The organism is Paraburkholderia sp. J69-1 (genome assembly GCF_905220255.1).
Lineage (GTDB): Bacteria > Pseudomonadota > Gammaproteobacteria > Burkholderiales > Burkholderiaceae > Paraburkholderia.
Window position 1 is genome coordinate 552,315 of record NZ_CAJMZG010000003.1, and the last position, 17,793, is coordinate 570,107.

General features: G+C 64.8%; 18 protein-coding genes. 12 read left to right on the forward strand and 6 right to left on the reverse strand.

The annotated features are described in order from the left end of the window. Positions 1-27 precede the first annotated feature (27 nt). Positions 28-1,083, forward strand: a complete 1,056-nt coding sequence (locus U5A67_RS08115; protein ID WP_321813651.1) for an ABC transporter ATP-binding protein — start codon at positions 28-30, stop codon at positions 1,081-1,083. Here the strand turns inward: U5A67_RS08115 and U5A67_RS08120 are convergent. Further along, positions 1,071-1,940 carry a LysR substrate-binding domain-containing protein gene (locus U5A67_RS08120; protein ID WP_321813652.1) on the reverse strand — a complete coding sequence of 290 codons (870 nt, stop codon included), beginning with the start codon at positions 1,938-1,940 and terminating at the stop codon, positions 1,071-1,073. The genes U5A67_RS08115 and U5A67_RS08120 overlap by 13 nt on opposite strands. 105 nt (positions 1,941-2,045) lie before the next feature. Here U5A67_RS08120 and U5A67_RS08125 point away from each other — a divergent pair, with 105 nt between their 5' ends. Next, positions 2,046-2,984 carry a DMT family transporter gene (locus U5A67_RS08125; protein ID WP_321813653.1) on the forward strand — a complete coding sequence of 313 codons (939 nt, stop codon included), beginning with the start codon at positions 2,046-2,048 and terminating at the stop codon, positions 2,982-2,984. Between the two features lie 75 nt (positions 2,985-3,059). On the opposite strand, the gene U5A67_RS08130 is transcribed toward U5A67_RS08125, so the two are convergent. Next, the gene (locus U5A67_RS08130; protein WP_205987297.1) at positions 3,060-4,358 is read right to left on the reverse strand and encodes an MFS transporter; all 1,299 of its coding nucleotides are present in this window, start codon (positions 4,356-4,358) and stop codon (positions 3,060-3,062) included. Between the two features lie 261 nt (positions 4,359-4,619). On the opposite strand from U5A67_RS08130, the gene U5A67_RS08135 reads away from it, so the two are divergent. The 8 genes from U5A67_RS08135 to mdcH are packed head-to-tail and all read left to right on the forward strand — an operon-like array spanning position 4,620 to position 11,730. Beyond that, positions 4,620-5,453 (forward strand): GntR family transcriptional regulator, encoded by an 834-nt coding sequence (locus U5A67_RS08135; RefSeq protein WP_205987296.1) that lies wholly within the window; start codon positions 4,620-4,622, stop codon positions 5,451-5,453. Next, positions 5,437-7,119, forward strand: a complete 1,683-nt coding sequence (gene mdcA, locus U5A67_RS08140) for a malonate decarboxylase subunit alpha (RefSeq protein ID WP_205987295.1) — start codon at positions 5,437-5,439, stop codon at positions 7,117-7,119. The genes U5A67_RS08135 and mdcA overlap by 17 nt, the downstream gene beginning before the upstream one ends. Before the next feature lie 5 nt (positions 7,120-7,124). Then, on the forward strand, positions 7,125-8,108 hold the full coding sequence (locus U5A67_RS08145) for a triphosphoribosyl-dephospho-CoA synthase (RefSeq protein ID WP_321813654.1): 984 nt from the start codon (positions 7,125-7,127) through the stop codon (positions 8,106-8,108). Further along, positions 8,096-8,428 (forward strand): malonate decarboxylase subunit delta, encoded by a 333-nt coding sequence (locus U5A67_RS08150; RefSeq protein WP_321813655.1) that lies wholly within the window; start codon positions 8,096-8,098, stop codon positions 8,426-8,428. Before U5A67_RS08145 ends, U5A67_RS08150 begins: the two co-directional genes overlap by 13 nt. Beyond that, positions 8,425-9,303, forward strand: coding sequence for a biotin-independent malonate decarboxylase subunit beta (locus tag U5A67_RS08155; protein WP_321813656.1), 879 nt, complete (start codon positions 8,425-8,427; stop codon positions 9,301-9,303). Before U5A67_RS08150 ends, U5A67_RS08155 begins: the two co-directional genes overlap by 4 nt. Continuing rightward, positions 9,300-10,124, forward strand: a complete 825-nt coding sequence (gene mdcE, locus U5A67_RS08160) for a biotin-independent malonate decarboxylase subunit gamma (RefSeq protein WP_321813657.1) — start codon at positions 9,300-9,302, stop codon at positions 10,122-10,124. Before U5A67_RS08155 ends, mdcE begins: the two co-directional genes overlap by 4 nt. Further along, the gene (locus U5A67_RS08165) at positions 10,124-10,807 is read left to right on the forward strand and encodes a malonate decarboxylase holo-ACP synthase (protein WP_321813658.1); all 684 of its coding nucleotides are present in this window, start codon (positions 10,124-10,126) and stop codon (positions 10,805-10,807) included. Before mdcE ends, U5A67_RS08165 begins: the two co-directional genes overlap by 1 nt. Then, positions 10,804-11,730, forward strand: coding sequence for a malonate decarboxylase subunit epsilon (gene mdcH, locus U5A67_RS08170; RefSeq protein ID WP_321813659.1), 927 nt, complete (start codon positions 10,804-10,806; stop codon positions 11,728-11,730). Before U5A67_RS08165 ends, mdcH begins: the two co-directional genes overlap by 4 nt. Before the next feature lie 128 nt (positions 11,731-11,858). Here the strand turns inward: mdcH and U5A67_RS08175 are convergent, their stop codons facing one another. Together U5A67_RS08175 and U5A67_RS08180 are read right to left on the reverse strand one after the other, a co-directional pair. Next, entirely contained in the window at positions 11,859-12,458 is a 600-nt protein-coding gene (locus U5A67_RS08175) for an alpha-ketoglutarate-dependent dioxygenase AlkB family protein (protein ID WP_321813660.1), read from the reverse strand. 104 nt (positions 12,459-12,562) lie between these two features. Beyond that, on the reverse strand, positions 12,563-12,886 hold the full coding sequence (locus U5A67_RS08180) for a hypothetical protein (RefSeq protein WP_321813661.1): 324 nt from the start codon (positions 12,884-12,886) through the stop codon (positions 12,563-12,565). 386 nt (positions 12,887-13,272) lie between these two features. Between U5A67_RS08180 and U5A67_RS08185 the strand changes: the two genes are divergently transcribed. Further along, positions 13,273-14,430: a metallophosphoesterase gene (locus tag U5A67_RS08185; protein WP_321813662.1), complete on the forward strand. Its 1,158-nt coding sequence runs from the start codon at positions 13,273-13,275 to the stop codon at positions 14,428-14,430. Positions 14,431-14,546: 116 nt separating this feature from the next. Continuing rightward, positions 14,547-15,644: an AI-2E family transporter gene (locus tag U5A67_RS08190; protein ID WP_321813663.1), complete on the forward strand. Its 1,098-nt coding sequence runs from the start codon at positions 14,547-14,549 to the stop codon at positions 15,642-15,644. A 9-nt stretch (positions 15,645-15,653) separates the two neighbouring features. On the opposite strand, the gene U5A67_RS08195 is transcribed toward U5A67_RS08190, so the two are convergent. Next, entirely contained in the window at positions 15,654-17,102 is a 1,449-nt protein-coding gene (locus tag U5A67_RS08195) for a heavy metal sensor histidine kinase (RefSeq protein ID WP_321813664.1), read from the reverse strand. Then, positions 17,099-17,788, reverse strand: a complete 690-nt coding sequence (locus tag U5A67_RS08200; protein ID WP_103706550.1) for a heavy metal response regulator transcription factor — start codon at positions 17,786-17,788, stop codon at positions 17,099-17,101. Before U5A67_RS08200 ends, U5A67_RS08195 begins: the two co-directional genes overlap by 4 nt. Between the last annotated feature and the right edge of the window lie 5 nt (positions 17,789-17,793).

The following is a 17,793-nucleotide window of genomic DNA, read 5'->3' on the forward strand; positions in this document are numbered from 1 at the left end:
GCCTTGATCGACGTTTTATCCGTATCCATGAGCACACTTCGCATTTCCGGCGTCTCCAAGTCCTTCGACGACCATCCCGTGCTGCACGACGTTCACCTCACGGTGAAATCGGGCACGCTGGTCGCCTTGCTCGGCCCGTCGGGCAGCGGCAAGACCACGCTGCTGCGGCTGCTTTGCGGCTTCGAACGCGCCGATGCCGGCACGATCGAAATCGGCGGGCGGCGCGTGGCCGGCGACGGTCTGCATCTGCCGTCCGAGCAACGCCAGATTGGCTACGTGCCGCAGGAAGGCGCGCTGTTTCCGCACCTCACGGTGGCGCAGAACATCGTCTTCGGACTGCCGCGCTCGCAGCGGCGCGCCAATCATCGCGTGGCGGAACTGCTCGAACTCGTCGGGTTGCCGCAGTCGTATGCCACGCGTGCGCCGCAACAGTTATCGGGCGGCCAGCAGCAGCGCGTGGCGCTGGCGCGTGCGCTCGCGCCCTCGCCGGGACTCGTGATGCTCGACGAGCCGTTTTCCTCGCTCGACGCTGCGCTGCGCGTGGAAACACGCGAGGCGGTTGCGCGGGCGCTCGCGGCTGCGGGCGCAACCGCCGTGCTGGTGACGCACGATCAGGCCGAAGCGCTTTCGATGGGCCATGAAGTCGCGGTGCTGTGGCGCGGGCGTCTGGTGCAGACGGCGGCGCCGCAGACGCTTTATCGCCGCCCGGTGACGCGCGAACTGGCCGCTTTCGTCGGCGAAGCGGTGTTGCTGCCCGGACGCGTCAGCGCAGGACGTGCGCATTGCGCGCTCGGCGATCTGCCGCTTGCCGAAGGCACGCGGCCTGAAGACGGCGATGTCGATGTGATGCTGCGGCCCGAGCAGATCGACGTGCTGCCTCAGGATACCGCGAGGCCAGCGCTCGAAGCGCTCGTGCGCGAAGTCACGTTCCAGGGCCAGGATGCCGCGCTCACGCTCGAACTCGCCACCACCGCCACGACCGCCACTACCCTGCGCGCACGCGTGCCGGGCTATCGCACACCGCGCCCCGGCGAGCGTGTGCGCATCGCCGTCGGCGATGAGGTCAACGTTTATCCCCGCTGACGTTTGACGGCGAGATCCTGCATCATCTGTTCTACGAAGTAATCGCAGGTAGGCCGATTCGACTTCACGCTGCGTGCAACGACGATTTCGAGCGGCTCGATCTTCGGCAAGCCGTGCGCCTCGCCCAGCACTTCGAAGCGCGGCGGCACGCTGCAACGCGTGAGCGCCACCACGGCGATGCCCGCTTCCACCGTCGCCATCAGTCCCATCAGGCTCGCGCTGCTATAGGCCGCGCGATAGCGGATACGCGCTGCATCGAGCGCTGCCACCGTATGCGCGCGCGCCACGCTGCCGTGCTCGTACAGCCCGACCGGCAGCGGCGACATCGAGAGCGGCGCGGGGTCGTCCGGCGAACCCACCCACACCATATCTTCGCTGCGCACATACTCGCCGCGCAGCTTGCGGTCGCGCGTGACAAACGCCACATCGATCTTGTTGTCCGCCAGCATCGGCCCGAGCGCCACGCTCTGCGCGCAGACGATCTCGATCTCCACATGCGGATAAAGCGTCGAAAAGCGCCGCAGCACCGGCGAAAGCAGCGCGGCCATATAGTCGTCCGGCGCGCCCAGCACGACGCGCCCGGTCACCTCGGGACGCACCAGCGCCGACCACGCCTCCTCCTGCAAATCGAGCGCGCGCCGCGCGTATTCCAGCAAGGTATTGCCGGGCCGCGTCAGCGCGAGATTGCGCGTATCGCGTGCGAACAAGGTCGTGCCCAGCATCTGCTCCAGCCGCTTGATCTGCATGCTCACGGCCGCCTGCGAGCGATGCACGGTGACGGCGGCTTTGGTAAAACTGCCCGCGTCCGCGACGGCCGTGAAGGTGCGCAACAGATCGAGATCGAACTCGGGATTCATGATTTATCAGCTGCGTTGATGGAATTCTTCAATTTAATTCGTTTGCCGACACCCTGCAACTGACGAATACTGGGACCGTTTTCAACGTGCTTTCAGTCCATCGCCATGCAGTCCGATCTACACACCAATCGCCGGAACGGCGTCGCCATGCTCGCGGGCGGCGGCCTTTTGATGGGCACGATCGGCGTGTTCGTCGAAGAGGCGCATCTGGGCGCGCTCACGCTGGTGTTTTTCCGCTGTTTCTTCGGCATGCTCGCGCTCGCGGCGTATTGCGCGTGGCGCGGCTGGCTCGCACCGCGCCAGCTCGCGCAGCAGTTCACGCGCCGCACGTTCACGCTGGCCTTTATTTCCGGTCTGCTGATGGTGACGCAATGGGTGGGCTTTTTCGATTCGATCCATCGCACCAGCATCGCAGTCGCGACGGTCGTGTTTCATGTGCAGCCGTTCTGGGTCGTGCTGATGGGCGCGGCGCTCTTTCACGAGCGTCTGGGCGCGGACCGTCTGGGCTGGATCGCGATTGCTTTTGTCGGTCTCGTGCTGGCTTCGGGCGTGCTCGCGGAAAGTCATGTGGCCGATCATTCGCGCTATCTGATTGGCCTCGCCGAAGCGCTTGGCGGATCGGTGCTCTACGCGAGCGTCACGCTGATCGCCAAGAGCCTGCGCGATTTTCGCCCGCATCTGCTGACGCTCACGCAATGCGCAGTGGGCGCAGTGTGTCTGCCGCTGATTGCGCCCTTCGTCGCGCCGCTCGAACTCGCGCATATTTCGCCGGTGCAATGGGGCTGGTTGATCGGCATGGGCGTGCTGCACACGGGGCTGTCGTATGTGCTGATTTATGGCGCGCTGCCGCGGCTCACGACGCCGGTGATCGCCGTGTTGCTGTTCGTCTATCCGCTCACGGCGATTGCCGTCGACGCGCTGGTTTATGGCCGCGCGCTGAGCGTGCCGCAATGCGCAGGCATGGTGCTGATCGTGGCGGCGAGCCTCGGCGTGAATCTTGGCTGGCGGTTGTTGCCGCCACGGCTTGCCCTCAAACGGCGATAAAAACGGCATTGAAAAAGGCGCGTGCAAAACACGCGCCATTTAGTTTCGCTTTGAGTTTCGCTTTGACTTCGGCCATCAAGCCGGCAACTGTTCGCCCTTTGTCTCCGGCGCGAACGGAATAATCAGCAGGCCGATCACAAATGCAATCGCGGTCAGCGCCACCGGCACGCCCAACGTGTGCATATGCAGCACGGCCGCGCCCAGCAGGAAGTTCACGCCCGCGCCCACGAAACGGCCGAACGACGTACAGAACGCGAACGCCGTCGCCCGCACGCGCGTCTCGAACTGCTCCGGCAACCACAGGCTGAACAGCGCGAAGTTACCGCCGAAGAAGCCCAGCACGAACAACAACGCGATAAACGGCACCAGCCCGTTTTGCAGGTAATAGGCCCAGCCGAAGCTCGCCGCAATCGTCACCGCCATCCCCGAAAAATACACCGCGAGCGTCCAGCGCCGGCCGATGCGTTCGGCCATCGGCGGCAATGCCAGGCAACCGAAGATCGTGCCGATCGACAGAATGCCGGTGGCGATCGATGCCGTGCGGATCGCTTCGGGCTTGCTCGCCCCGGCGCGCGTGGCAAGCTGGATCACCGCCGACGGTTCATACACCGCGCCCGCCCACAAGCCGATGATCGCAATCGTCAGCAATGCGCAGGCCACCACCGTGCGCTTGCGATAAGCACTGCCGAAGATCTCACGAAGCGGGCTGCCGCGATGTACATGGCTCGCTTCCGACTTCTTCCACGTGGTGGGTTCTTCGACGCGGGTGAGCACGAGAATCGCCACGACGACTGGAATCGCGCCCGTGAGGAACATCGCGCGCCAGCCGAAGTGCACACCCACCGTGTAGTTGAGCGCCGCCGCGATAAAGAAGCCCGCGTAATAGCCGGTTTGCAGATAACCCGCGCCCATCTTGCGCCGGTCCTCGGGCCACGACTCCGCCACATAGGTGCCCGCCAGCGCCCATTCGCCGCCAATCCCCACGCCCGCCAGGAAGCGATAAATGCCGAGCGCCCACACGCTTTGCGCGGTGGCCGAAAGCCCCGTGAAGATCGCGAACATGAAGATGGTGCCCGCCAGCACGCGCGTGCGGCCGAAGCGGTCGGCCATCGGCCCCCAGATGAACGACAGCCCCCAGCCGACCAGAAACAGCGCGAACAGGATCGAGCCCGCGAGGCCGACATTCGACGCCGTCGCCGCATAGCCCGATTTCGGCAGCAATTCCGTCAACGCGGGCGTCAGCACGAGCGCGTAGATGAACGAGTCCATCCCGTCGAGCGTCCAGCCCGCCCACGCGCCCCAGAAACCTGCGATCTGCGAACGGTTGAGCGGCGTCTTCTGCGCTCGCCGCGCGGAACCGGTAATCGAATTCATGATGCTTGTCTCCTCCTGTGGGGCGGCGCTGTGCCTTGAGCACCCTGGCCGATCCCGTGCAACGTGGTTGCGTGGCCGCTCGCTTCGCGCCCGATCCTGCTGGCGCCGCGCAGCGTGGAATGCGTGCCGGCTCGAGGCCAGCGCGCTGTGGAAGCTCGCTGTAAGGCCATTGCGAGATCCCCGGTTGTCTACCCCGTCTATGCTGTGTTGCGGGTTTGCGAGACTTTCAGTGTCACCGTTTTATATATAATATTTGATGTTATGAGCAACGCAACGGATGGTTTTCCCCTGGATGGCGGCTCCGCGCCCACGTCGCAGACCTTGCTGACGGGCGTGGCGGCCCCGCTCGCGCCGCCCACCAGCACCTCGCACGTGATCGCGGACGCCCTGCGCACCGCCATCGTCGAGGGTACGCTGGCGCCCGGCGCGCCGCTGCGCCAAGACGCCATCGCGCGGCATTTTTCGGTCAGTGCAATTCCCGTGCGCGAAGCGCTGCGCCAGCTCGCCAGCGAAGGCTGGGCGCGCATCGAACTGAACAAGGGCGCGAGCGTCGCGCCGCTGTCACGCGACGAAGCGCGCGAGATTTACGAAATCCGCTCGGCGCTGGAAAGCCTGGCGCTTGGACTTGCGATTCCGAATCACACCGACGCGTCGCTGCGCGAAGTCAGCGCGCTGGTCAAATCCGCGTCGAGCGAAACCGATCCGTCGCTTTACGTCGCGCGCAACGAGGCCTTCCATATGAGCCTCTACGCGCCCGCCGGGCGGCCGCAACTGATGGAGATGCTGGCCACGCTGCATCGGCGTGGCGAGCGTTATCTGCGGCTCAAATTTGGCTTTCCGGCCTACAAAGGCGAGTCCGACGACGAACACGCCGAAATCCTCGCCGCCGTAAAGCGACGCGATATTCCCGCCGCCCAGGCGCTCGTCGCGGCCCACCTGCTGGGCACCGGCGAACTCATCTATCGTTTTCTGACCGAGCGCGCAGCGGCGCAACCCGCCGCGAAAAAGCGCCGCGCACGCACGGCCAGCGCAGCGCCCGCCTCTCCCGCACCATCCCGCTCACGGAGCCGAACTCCCGATGAAGCCTCAAGCTGAAACGCCCGACCTCGCCCAGACCGCACCGCGTTCGTGGACCACGCGCCGCGACGAAAAGACCCGCCGCCTCGCCTCGATTGCCGGCTGGCTCGAAGACGGCGTCCTGCCCACCGCGCGCGCCACCGAAGCGCTCGAACTGCTGATCCGCCCGGGTGACCGCGTCGCCCTCGAAGGCGACAACCAGAAGCAGGCCGACTTTCTCTCGCGCTCGCTGGCCAAGGCCGATCCGGCACGCGTCAACAATATTCATCTGCTGATTTCGACGATCAACCGCCCCGAGCATCTGACGCTGTTCGAGCGCGGCATCGCGCATCGCGTGGACTTTTCGTTCGCGGGTCCGCAAAGCCTGCGCGTGGCGCAACTGCTCGAAGACGGCCAGCTCGAAGTGGGCGCGATCCACACGTACGTGGAGTTGTATGCGCGCATGTTCGTCGATCTGATTCCGCAGGTCGCGCTGCTGTGCGCGGAGAAAGCCGATCGTCACGGCAATCTCTACACCGGCCCGAACACCGAGGACACGCCCACGATTGCCGAAGCCGCGGCGTTCAGCCAGGGCATCGTGATCGTTCAGGTCAACGAAATTGTCGATGAACTGCCGCGCGTGGATATTCCCGGCTCGTGGGTCGATGTGGTCGTCCAGGCCGATCGTCCGTTTGCAGTCGAGCCGCTGTTTACGCGCGATCCGCGTCATATCGGCGATCTGCAGGTGCTCACGGCGATGATGGCCATCAAGGGCATTTACGCGCCGTACAACATCACGTCGCTCAATCACGGCATTGGTTTCGACACGGCCGCGATCGAATTGCTGCTGCCCACGTACGGCGAATCGCTGGGCCTGCGCGGCAAGATCTGCCGCAACTGGACGCTCAATCCGCATCCCACGCTGATTCCGGCGATCGAATCGGGCTGGGTGGAAAGCGTGCATTGCTTCGGCAGCGAAGTGGGCATGGAGTCATATATCGCCGCGCGCCCCGACGTGTTCTTCACCGGCAACGACGGCAGCCTGCGCTCCAACCGCGTGCTGTGCCAGCTTGCGGGGCAATATGGCGTCGATCTATTTATCGGCTCGACGCTGCAGATCGACGCCGATGCGAATTCGTCCACCGTCACGCGCGGACGTCTCGCGGGTTTCGGCGGCGCGCCGAACATGGGCCATGATCCGCGCGGCCGACGACATGCGAGCGAGGCGTGGCTCAAGCTGCTGCGCAAGAGCGATCCGCAATCGCCGATCGCGCGCGGACAGAAGCTCGTCGTGCAACTCGTGGAAACGTGGAAGAAAGGCGGCGAACCGACTTTCGTCGATGAACTCGACGCGATCGCCGTGGGCGAGAAGAGCGGCATGCCGGTCGCGCCCGTGATGATTTACGGCGACGACGTGAGCCATGTCGTGACCGAAGAAGGCATCGCGCATCTGCATCGTGCAGAAGGTATCGAAGAGCGGCGCGCGACGCTTGCGGCGGTGGCGGGCGTGACGCCGATCGGCCTGCGTGCGAAAGCCGAAAAAACGGCTGAACTGCGCCGTCGCGGCATCGTGCAATTCCCGGAAGATCTGGGCATTCGTCGCGGCGAGGCCAAGCGCTCGCTGCTCGCGGCGCGCAGTATCGACGATCTCGTGACGTGGTCGGGCGGTCTGTACACGCCGCCCGCGCGTTTCCGTAGCTGGTAAGCGCGATGCAGACGCTCATGCTGGATACGCTCGCGGACAGCGCGGCGCCGCATTACGCGCGCGCCGCCGCGCCCAGTCCCGACGCGCTGCTTGCGCGCTTCGCCCGCGATGCGCTGATCGAAGAAGCGCGCCTCACGCCCAAGCCCGCGCTTGTGGATGCACGCGGCAGCGGCGCGCACGTCGATCTCGATCTCGCGACGATGCTGCGCTCCGCCAACGCGCTCGAACCCACATTCGAGGCGCTGGCGCGCGCGTCGCGCGGCGCCACGCCAGGCAGCGTGCTGCGCACCGATCTCGCGCGCATCGGCCGCGCGGGCGAAGCGGCGATGATGCGCGCCACCGGCGGCAGCAACGCGCATCGCGGCGCGATCTGGATCGTTGGCTTGCTGGTTGCGGGCGCAACCATCGTGCACACGGCGGGCGACAGCGCACTCGCACATGCCCATGCCATCGCCGATACGGCTGCGCAGATCGCGCGCTTCGACGACCGGCTGGCCGCGCCGATTGCGTCGCCTGCTTCTTCGTTCGCTTCTTTGTCCGCTTCTATGTCCGTTAAGCCGAGCAACGGCGAGCGCGTGCGCCAGCGCTACAACGTCGGCGGCGCGCGGCAGGAAGCCCAGGACGGCTTTCCGCACGTGATCCGCGTCGGCCTGCCCGCGCTGCACGCGGCGCGCGCGCAGGGTCATGACGAAGCGAGTGCGCGCGTCGATGCGCTGCTCGCGATCATGGCCTCGCTCGACGACACCTGCGTGCTGCATCGTGCGGGTCTAGCGGGACGCGAAGCGGCGCAAGCGGGCGCGCAGCGCGTGCGCGACGCAGGCGGCATCGCCACGCGCGCGGGCCGCGCGGCATTCGACGCGCTCGAACGCGCGCTGCTCGCCCTCAACGCATCGCCAGGTGGCGCGGCCGATCTGCTCGCCGCGACGCTCTTCATCGACAGACTGCTTCAGCACCGCATCGGCGGAAGGACGGTTTCATGGAACAACTGACATTCGATTATCCGGCGCAGCGCGCCGTGACGACGCGCGCCCACGTGGGCGTGGTGGGTTCGGGCGATCTCGAAGTGCTGCTGCAACCCGCCGCCGACATGCAGGCGCGCGTGGTCGTGCACACGAGCGTCGATGGCTACAGTCACATCTGGAAGAGCGTGCTGGATCGCTTTTTCACGCGTTACGACGGCGCGGCGCTCATCGAGATCAACGACTTCGGCGCGACGCCGGGCGTGGTGGCGCTGCGGCTCGCCGAAGCCGTGGAAGCCACGCAGGACGATGCACAGAACGATGCACGCGCGCAGGGAGGCCAGCAATGAGCGCCTTGCCGAACGCCCCTTCCACCTTGCTGCGCGAGAGTTTTATCGAATTGAGCGCACGCGAGCGCGCGGCCGCGCTGCTCGATAAAGGCAGCTTCCGCGAATTGCTCGGGCCGTTCGACCGCATCGAATCGCCGTGGCTGCCGCTGCAAGGCATCGTTTGCCAGGCCGATGACGGCGCCGTGATCGCACGCGGCACCATCGACGGCGAACCGGCCGTTGTGTGCGCAATCGAATCGGCATTTCAGGGCGGCAGTATTGGCGAAGTGTCGGGCAGCAAGATTGCCGCGGCGCTCGAACTCGCGCTGGCCGACTGCGAGCGCGGCAAGATCGTGCGCCCTGTCGTGCTGTTCGAAACCGGCGGCGTGCGCCTGCAGGAAGCGAATCTGGGCCTTGCGGTGATCTCGGAGATCCAGTCGACCATCGTCGCCTTGCGCCGTCATGTGCCGGTGGTCGGCGCGGTGGCGGGCATGGTGGGCTGCTTCGGCGGCATGTCGCTGGCCGCGGCGCTGTGCTCGTATCTGGTGATGACCAAACAAGGTCGCCTGGGCATGAACGGCCCCGAGGTGATCGAACAGGAAGCGGGCATCGAGGAACTCGATGCAAGCGATCGCCGCCGCGTGTGGCAACTGATTGGCGGCGAGCAGCGCGCCAGCACCGGTTTTGCCGATGCGCTGGTGGAAGACGCCGTCGACGATGTGCGCGCCGCCGTGCAGGCCGCGTTCGCGAAAGGCGTGCCCGCTGCGCATCGCACGGAACGCGTCGACGCCACGCTCGCGAAGCTCGCGCAGATCGATCCTGCGAGCATTTCGCCCGAAACGATGCGCGCGGTGTTCGCTGCATCGCCGCTGACCGTCCCCGGAGAACAGGCATGAACGAAACGACGATGAGCCGGGGCGCGCGCTGGCTGCGCGCGCTTGCGGGCGACAAGGTGCAAGGCGCGTGTGTGCAATATGCGGATGCGCCGCTCGATGGTAGCGATGGCGAAACGGCACGCTTTATCGCGGTCGTGCCCGACGCTGACAACCGCTTTCCGCGTGCGCGCGACAACGTGGTCGGTCTGGAACAAGGCTGGCGTCTGGCCGAAGCCGTGCGTGCCGCGATTGCCGACGATGCCGCCAGCGGCACGCGCCGCCCGATCGTCGCCGTGGTCGATGTGAAGAGCCAGGCATATGGCTTTCGCGAGGAAATGCTGGGCATTCATCTGGCCTGCGCAGCGGGCGTCGATGCGTATGCGAGCGCGCGTCTTGCCGGGCATCCGGTGATCGCGCTGATTGTCGGGCCTGCGATGTCGGGCGCGTTTCTCGCGCATGGTTATCAGGCCAACCGCATCGTCGCGATCGATGCGCCGGGCACGATGGTGCACGCGATGGGCAAGGAAGCGGCGGCGCGCGTGACGCGGCGCAGCGTCGAGGATCTCGATGCGCTCGGCGAAAAGATCGTGCCGATGTCGTATACGATGGCCTCGTTCGCGAAGCTCGGCTTGCTCGACGAACTGATCCACGATATTGACGCCGATGCGCCCACCGATGCGCAGATCGCCAAAGTCCGCGATGTGCTCGCGCAGAAAGTGCGCGAGGCACGCGACGATACAAGCGGTCTCGCGCATCGTCTGCAAGGTGAAGCGGCGCAACGCACGCGCGCGGCTTCGATCGAGGTACGCAAGCGCCTTGCGCAACAGTGGGACGCGGCCTGATGCGCGTGTGCGCCGCCCCGCCGTTTGCCGTTGACGCGCCACGCGTGAAGCAAACGCGCTGGCGCGCGCACGATCTGCTGCGGCTCAAGCGCCTTGCAATAGCGGAGGACGAGCCGTCGTGGGTGCGCGAGGCGTTTGCGCGCGCGCCTTTCGCCGTCGTGCGGCGCGCCGAAGCGGCAGCAGGATTCGTGGCGGCAGGCGTGCGCGGTGTAACGCGTTCGCAGCGCTTCGGGACGTGGATCAATGATCAGGATATCGAATCATGTGTTTCGCCCGAATCATTGTCTGATGTCGAGCCTTGGGCGGAACGCGCGGCGTGGCCAGCGTTCGTCGCGCTTGCGGCGTTACCGCGCGCTTTCGCTGGCAGCGGCCTGGACACATTCGTCTGGGGACCGACGGGCGGCGCAGGCTTCGAACTCGCCACGCGCGTTCCCACCATCAGCACGAGCAGCGATCTGGATATCCTGATCCGCATGCCGGATCGCTGCGATTGGGCAACCATCGCGGCATTGTCCGATCTGCTCGCGGAAGTCGCTCAGCGGGCTGGCACGCGCATCGATGCGCAGCTCGAAACGCCTTCTGGCGGCGTCGCGCTCGCCGAACTCGCAACCGGCAAACCGCGCGTGCTGGCACGCGCAAACGACGGCGCGCGCCTTGTCGCCGATCCCTGGCAACCGTCATGACACTCGCCTGCATTTTTCCCGGTCAGGGCGCGCAAAGCCCCGGCTTTCTGCATCGGCTGCCCGAGCATGAAGTCGTGCGCGCGACGCTCGACGAAGCATCGATGGTGCTCGACATCGACGTGCTCTCACTCGATAGCGCCGATGCCTTGCAATCGACCGTTGCCGTGCAGATCGGCCTCGTGGTGGCGGGCGTTGCGCATGCGCGCGCACTGGCGCATGAAGGCTTGACGCCGCAATTCAGCGCGGGGCTGTCGGTTGGTGCGTATCCTGCTGCGGTGTGTTGCGGCGCGCTCGCTTTCGGCGACGCACTGCGCATGGTGCGCAAACGGGCCGAATTGATGGAATCCGCGTGGCCTTCGGGGTATGGGCTCACCGCGGTCTCCGGCATGAGCGAAACGCAGGTCGAAACGCTGGCCGCCGATATGCAGAGCGAACGCGTCTACGTGGCTAACGTTAACGCGCCGCGCCAGATCGTCGTGGCAGGCGCCGATAAAGCGCTCGATGCTTTCGCGGAACGCGCCCTCGCCGCAGGCGCGCGCAAGGCGCAGCGCCTGGCGGTTTCCGTTCCTTCGCATTGCGAACTATTGGCCGATGCCGCCGATCAGCTGGTTGCCTGGTCGCGCGACATTCCCTTTCGCACGCCCATGGGTGCGTATATCGACAATCGCGGCGGCCGGCCGCTCTATCGTGGCGATGCCATTCGCGCCGATCTCGCCACCAATATGCGCCACACGATACGCTGGTTCGACGCGCTCACGGTCATGGTGGAATCCGGCACGACTGTGATGGTGGAAGCGCCGCCGGGCCAGGTGCTCACCGACATCGCCCGCGAGCATTACCCGGATATCGCAGGGCTGAGCGCTTCCACGTTGCCGCTCGACCGGCTCGTTGCGACGGTGCGACGTCGGCTCGGCGAAGATTGACTCGATCTTTCGCGCTAAATTTCGAATAAGAATTTTATGCGCATAAAGTCGTATTGGATTTCTGGCGTGTCAGCAAACGGTGAATAACCCAAAATTCGCTCATCCACGGCCAAAAACACGCCATCTACTTACTTCTTTCGCAATTCTGGCATCACCACGCGGAATGTGAGATTCAGGCGCTCGCCGCTCACCGAAGGCTCCTTGGGCACCCGATGCCGCCACTGCGCCTGCGTCTGTCCGCGCATGACCAGCAGGCTGCCGCCCGCAAGCGCGAACGAGCGCGTTACGCCGCTGGCGGTGTGGCGCAGATCGAAGCGCCGCGTCGCGCCCAGACTCAGCGAAGCGATGACCGGTTCCGGGCCGAGTTCGGGTTCGTGATCGGCATGCCAGCCCATGCTGTCGGTGCCACCACGGTAACGGTTGAGCAGCACGCTGTTGAAGCGCACCTTGCAGAGCGCGGCGATGGCGTCGCGCAGCTCGGCCACTGCGGGCGTCCACGGCTGCGGCTCGTTGCGGATGCCCGAATAGATGTAAATCGCGCCGGGATCGCCCTGCCACGCCGTCAGCCGCGGCTGGTCCACCCAGCCGCCCGGCGTGCGGATGCGCTCCTGGCGCCAGTCGGTTTCGGCGACGATGCGCGCGAGGTAGGCGGCCGCGTCGGCGGGCTTGAGCCACGACGGATGCCAGTCGACATCGGGTTGCGGGGTATCGTCGAAAAGATCGAACATCGGAAACGCGGGCGTGAAACCCGAGGCGAAAAGCGCAGTGTCGCACGACGCGGCACGCGTGCCGGCGTCGTGGCCGCTTGCCTTTAACTGACTTTGACTGAGCGTCAGGTCAAAAGCGCGATGTAGAACACCACCGCGCCGATCAGCGCGCCGATGAAGCAGAAGCCTTCGGGTGCGTCGTCGGTGGTGCGTGAGCGCAGCCAGCCGCCCGCCACGCCGAACATCCCCGCGATACCGAGCGCGACGAACACCATCACGACATCGAATAGCGCGCTACGGCCGATTTCGAGAATATCGAACTGCCTGACCGCGTAATACAACACGATGGCCATGATCGAGAGCACGACAAGCGGCAGCATGACGTGGCTACCCTCGTGCCCAACGTGACGACCATGATGCCCTTGCACGACCGGCTTGGTAATTTTCATGACCCGTCTCCCCCAGAGCGCCCGAAACCGCACGGGCCTCGATTCGAGCATAGTTCACAGATTGCGCGGGTTCAATAAACGTTTAATAGCGCTCATGCCCACGGGAAAATCATGCGGCGCGTCCCATATTTTGGCAATCCAGGGTTATGCCGCAGTGCCACAGACCGGCTGTATAGCGCGCAGCAAGCTGCGAGCAAGGCCGCAGCAAGCTTTATCGACGATCGATTGCGCGCTGCGCAAAGCGCAACCTCGTCTGACTGCGTTGCCCCGCCTTGCCCGCACGCGGCACGAAGTCTGCTCTCTGGCTAGAATGCATCGTGTTTCGTGCGTGCCCGCCGCCCGGTGGCGCCGCGCACGTCGCGCCCTCCACTGCCTTCGCGCCCGCCATGCCCCGACTTTCGTTTCTGGTCCGCTTTGTTTCCATCGGCGTGCTGCTGCATGTCTATGTCGGTTTCCGGCTGATTCCCGATCTGCCCGTGCCCGCCGCCGGCAAATGGCTCGCGGCGCTCTGGCTCGTGCTCTCGGTGCTGGTGATTCCGCCGGGCCTGCTTGCACGCCGCTTCGAGCGCCAACCGCTGGGCGACCGGCTCGCATGGATCGGCATGCTGGCGATGGGCTTTTTTTCGTCGCTGCTGATGCTCACCATCGTGCGCGATCTGATGCTGGCCTCGCTGATGACCGTCGAGTCGCTCTGGCCGGGCATCGTGAGTCTCGCGCACTGGCGCATCGCCAGCGCCGCGACGGTCGTTGCGCTCGCATTCTGTTCGAGCGGTATCGGCTTTTTCAATGCGCGGCGGCGCGCTCCGGTGCGCAACGTCGAAGTGCCGATCCGCAATCTGCCCGCCGCGCTCGACGGCTTCACGATCGTGCAGCTCAGCGACATCCACGTGGGACCGACGATCAAGCACGATTACGTCGAGGCGATCGTGCGCGCGGTGAACCAGCTCGATGCCGATGTCGTCGCCATTACCGGCGATGTGGTGGACGGCAGCGTGCAGCATCTGTCGAATCACACCGCGCCGCTCGGGCAACTGGCCGCGCAGCATGGCGTCTTTCTCGTCACCGGCAATCACGAATATTATTCGGGCGCCGATGCCTGGGTGGCCGAATTCCGCCGCATCGGCCTGACGGTTCTGATGAATCAGCATGTGGTGATCGAGCATGACGGCGCGCGGCTCGTGCTTGCGGGCGTGACCGATTACACCGCCGGCCATTTCGATCCTTCGCACCGCAGCGATCCGCAAGGCGCGTTGCGCGGCGCACCCGACGATGTGAATACGCGCGTGCTGCTCGCGCATCAGCCGCGCACCGCGCACGCTGCCGTCGATGCGGGTTACACGCTGCAACTCTCCGGCCACACGCACGGCGGCCAGATTTTCCCGTGGAATTTCATGGTGCGGCTGCAACAGCCGTTCACGGCGGGCCTGGAAAAGCTGGGCAGCCTGTGGGTCTATACGAGTCGTGGCACGGGCTATTGGGGACCGCCGAAGCGCCTTGGCGCGCCATCGGAAATCACGCGCGTGCGGCTGGTGGGCGCGCATTGAACGCCGTTCCTCAACGGGTTGCGCGCATCGAATACACGCCCTTGCATGGACGTGCCCGCAAAGCCGCTATGATGATCTGATCAGTCCCTGCCCGGAACCACAGGAATCCATCGCTAATGGACGGCAACAAGCATCTCCATCAAACCGCGTTTTATCTGCTGCTCTTCGTTGTCTCCATCGCATTGTGTTTCGTGCTCGCACCGTTTTTCAGCACGGTGCTGTGGGGCGCAATACTCGCGCTGATCTTTCAACCCGTGCAGCGCCGCATCGTCGCGCGACTCGGGCGGCGGCATACGCTGGCCGCATTCATCACGCTCACGATCTGTCTGGTGATCGTGATCTTCCCGCTTACGCTGGTCGCGGGTACGTTGGTCCAGCAAGTGGGTTACGCCTACGCGCAAGTGCGCTCAGGAACGCTCGACTTCGGCGCGTTTTTCAGCCAGATCGTGCATGCGCTGCCGCAATCGATCCAGAACGTACTCGCGCGTTACGACCTGATGGATCTGCCCGGCCTGCAGCAGCGTCTTTCGGCGGGCGCGGCGCAAATCAGCCAGTTCGTCGCGACGCGCGCGCTCAGTCTTGGCCAGAACACCGTGCAGTTTGTGGTGAGCTTCTGCGTGATGCTGTATCTGTTCTTCTTTCTCGTGCGCGACGGCCGCGAAATCTCGCGTCTGATTCGCGATGCGATTCCGCTCGACGAAACCCACAAGCAGCATTTGATCCGCAAATTCACCACGGTGATTCGCGCGACGGTAAAAGGCAATGTGGTCGTGGCCGTCGTGCAGGGCACGCTCGGCGGCATTGCGCTCTGGGTGCTCGGCATTCAGGGCGCGTTGCTGTGGGGTTTCGTGATGATGCTGCTATCGCTGCTGCCCGCCGTTGGCGCGGCGCTCGTGTGGCTGCCCGTGGCGATCTATTTCCTGTCGACGGGCGCGCTCGTGAAAGGCATCGGCCTGGCGCTGTTTGGAACGCTGGTGATCGGCACCGTCGATAACGTGCTGCGGCCCGTGCTGGTGGGCAAGGACACGCGCCTGCCCGACTGGGTCGTGCTGATTTCCACCCTCGGCGGCATTTCGCTTATCGGCATCAACGGCTTTGTGATCGGGCCGCTGATTGCCGCGCTGTTTATCAGTTGCTGGGATCTGCTGCGGCGCGATCAACACCAGCACAGCGACGGCGCGGCCGCGCCCGATCCCGACGACGACCCCGTGTAACGCGGCCTTCTACGACGAAACGTGCATCGGCAAACCAGCGCGCCCTTGACGCGGCAGATCGGGCACGACCGGCTCGTTCGCGCTCGCAGCCGAACCGCCCTGCGCCGCCACGGAAAAGCCAAACGTATTGATGCCGTTGGCACTGCGCACGAACACCGTGCCGCCATGCATTTCGGCCACGGCCTTGACGATGGAAAGCCCCAGCCCGTGATTTTCGTGGCTGTTCGAACGCGCTTCCTGAATGCGATAAAAGCGGTCGAAGATATGCTCGCGCACATCGGGATCGAGCGGCTCGCCAGGATTCGATACGGCGATTTCCACGTGGCCGTCCTGCGGCGCAATCGTGGCCTGCAAAACCGTACCCGGCGACGAATGCTGGATCGCATTCACAAACAGATTGCTCACCGCACGGCCAATCAGCGAAGTATTGACCCACGCGCGCGCATCGCCTTGCACGTCCACATTCAATTGCGCTTCTTCGAGCGGCATCTCCAGAAACTCCAGCATGCGCTCGACTTCGCCGCGCAATGACACTTCCGCCAGTTCCGTTGCGCGCTCGCCGCGATCGCTGCGCGAGAGGAACAGCATGTCGTTGACGATCACGCGCAATCGTTCGAATTCCTCAAGATTCGATTGCAGCGTCTGTTGCAACTGTTCGACCGAGCGATCGCGCGTGAGCGCCACCTGCGTCTGGCCGATCAGAATGCTCACCGGCGTGCGCAATTCGTGCGCGACATCGGCATTGAACGATTCGAGGCGTTCATAGGCTTTATCGAGCCGCTCCAATGCGCCGTTAAACGACGTTGCGAGTTCATGCAATTCCTCGGGCAATTCGCCCGAATGCAAACGCTGACGCCGGTTCGACGGACTCAGTTGCGTCGCCTCGCGCGACAGCCGCGTAAGCGGCGCAAGACCGAAGCGCGTGACTGCGCGGCTCAGCAACGCAACCGCAATCGTGGACAACGCAATCAGCACACCCAGCGCGATGCCAAAGCGCCGCAACATGCTTTCGGTGCGCACGCAATCGCTCGACACCACCAGCTTCACTTCGGGGCGATCGCCGCTCGCGGGCACGATGATGCTCGTGACGATCACGTCGTAATTGCAGCCAGGCGGGCGCACGAGTTGATGGTTCGGGCCGACATCGCCCGTGACCGTGCCCGCCACCGGCGCGCCAAAGCGAAAGCGCGGATCGGGGCCTTCGACGTAGTAGTGCATGCGGCTATCGGCAGGCGAAAGATCGCGCAGTTTTTCCTGCACGAAGGCCCACTTCTTCACGTCGGGCGCGTGCGAAACGATCAGGCTGGCGATACGCGCGCGCGTGTCGAGCGTCTCGCGCAGCTCGTTGAAAAGCTGCCCTTGCATCAGCAGAAAAAGGCCCGTGCCGGTCAGCGTGAAGACGACCAGCGACACCGCTGCGAACATCGCCGAAAGCCGCAGCGAAATCGAGCGTTTCATGACAGCGCGCCCCCGTCTTCGCGCACTTCGAGCACGTAGCCCATGCCGCGAATCGTGTGCAGCAGCTTGGCCGCATGCGGACCGTCGAGTTTCGCGCGCAGGCGTTTGATGGCGGTTTCGACCACGTTGGCGTTGCTTTCGAAGTTCACATCCCAGACCAGTTCGGTGATGAGCGTCTTCGACAGAATCTCGCCGCGCCGCCGCGCCAGCACCGAAAGCAACTGGAACTCCTTGGCCGTGAGATCGAGGCGCACGCCATCGCGCGTGGCGCGGCGGCTGATCAGATCCACCTGCAGATCGCCCACGGAAATCAGCGTCGATTCCTGTGCGCGTGCGCGACGCGTCAGCGCACGCAAACGCTCGACCAGTTCGAGAAACGAAAACGGTTTGGTCAGATAGTCGTCGGCGCCATCGCGCAGACCATGGACACGATCGTCCACGCGATCGCGCGCGGTCAGCATGATGACCGGCGTTTCCTTTTTCGCGCGCACCGCGCGCAGCACGCCGAAGCCGTCGAGCTTCGGCAACATCACGTCGAGCACGATCACATCGAAATCGTATTCGGTGGCCATCCACGCGCCTTCTTCACCGTCCATCGCCACATCGACGATCCAGCCCTGCTCGCTCAAGCCGCTGCGCAGATAGTCCACGACTTTGCGTTCATCTTCGATAACCAGTACTTTCATGCTTG

Excerpts from the sequence above, each read along its gene's own strand:
- U5A67_RS08115 (WP_321813651.1), top strand. The coding sequence starts at position 28 with ATGAGCACACTTCGCATTTCCGGCGTCTCCAAGTCCTTCGACGACCAT.
- U5A67_RS08120 (WP_321813652.1), bottom strand. The coding sequence starts at position 1,940 with ATGAATCCCGAGTTCGATCTCGATCTGTTGCGCACCTTCACGGCCGTC.
- U5A67_RS08125 (WP_321813653.1), top strand. The coding sequence starts at position 2,046 with ATGCAGTCCGATCTACACACCAATCGCCGGAACGGCGTCGCCATGCTC.
- U5A67_RS08130 (WP_205987297.1), bottom strand. The coding sequence starts at position 4,358 with ATGAATTCGATTACCGGTTCCGCGCGGCGAGCGCAGAAGACGCCGCTC.
- U5A67_RS08135 (WP_205987296.1), top strand. The coding sequence starts at position 4,620 with ATGAGCAACGCAACGGATGGTTTTCCCCTGGATGGCGGCTCCGCGCCC.
- mdcA (WP_205987295.1), top strand. The coding sequence starts at position 5,437 with ATGAAGCCTCAAGCTGAAACGCCCGACCTCGCCCAGACCGCACCGCGT.
- U5A67_RS08145 (WP_321813654.1), top strand. The coding sequence starts at position 7,125 with ATGCAGACGCTCATGCTGGATACGCTCGCGGACAGCGCGGCGCCGCAT.
- U5A67_RS08150 (WP_321813655.1), top strand. The coding sequence starts at position 8,096 with ATGGAACAACTGACATTCGATTATCCGGCGCAGCGCGCCGTGACGACG.
- U5A67_RS08155 (WP_321813656.1), top strand. The coding sequence starts at position 8,425 with ATGAGCGCCTTGCCGAACGCCCCTTCCACCTTGCTGCGCGAGAGTTTT.
- mdcE (WP_321813657.1), top strand. The coding sequence starts at position 9,300 with ATGAACGAAACGACGATGAGCCGGGGCGCGCGCTGGCTGCGCGCGCTT.
- U5A67_RS08165 (WP_321813658.1), top strand. The coding sequence starts at position 10,124 with ATGCGCGTGTGCGCCGCCCCGCCGTTTGCCGTTGACGCGCCACGCGTG.
- mdcH (WP_321813659.1), top strand. The coding sequence starts at position 10,804 with ATGACACTCGCCTGCATTTTTCCCGGTCAGGGCGCGCAAAGCCCCGGC.
- U5A67_RS08175 (WP_321813660.1), bottom strand. The coding sequence starts at position 12,458 with ATGTTCGATCTTTTCGACGATACCCCGCAACCCGATGTCGACTGGCAT.
- U5A67_RS08180 (WP_321813661.1), bottom strand. The coding sequence starts at position 12,886 with ATGAAAATTACCAAGCCGGTCGTGCAAGGGCATCATGGTCGTCACGTT.
- U5A67_RS08185 (WP_321813662.1), top strand. The coding sequence starts at position 13,273 with ATGCCCCGACTTTCGTTTCTGGTCCGCTTTGTTTCCATCGGCGTGCTG.
- U5A67_RS08190 (WP_321813663.1), top strand. The coding sequence starts at position 14,547 with ATGGACGGCAACAAGCATCTCCATCAAACCGCGTTTTATCTGCTGCTC.
- U5A67_RS08195 (WP_321813664.1), bottom strand. The coding sequence starts at position 17,102 with ATGAAACGCTCGATTTCGCTGCGGCTTTCGGCGATGTTCGCAGCGGTG.
- U5A67_RS08200 (WP_103706550.1), bottom strand. The coding sequence starts at position 17,788 with ATGAAAGTACTGGTTATCGAAGATGAACGCAAAGTCGTGGACTATCTG.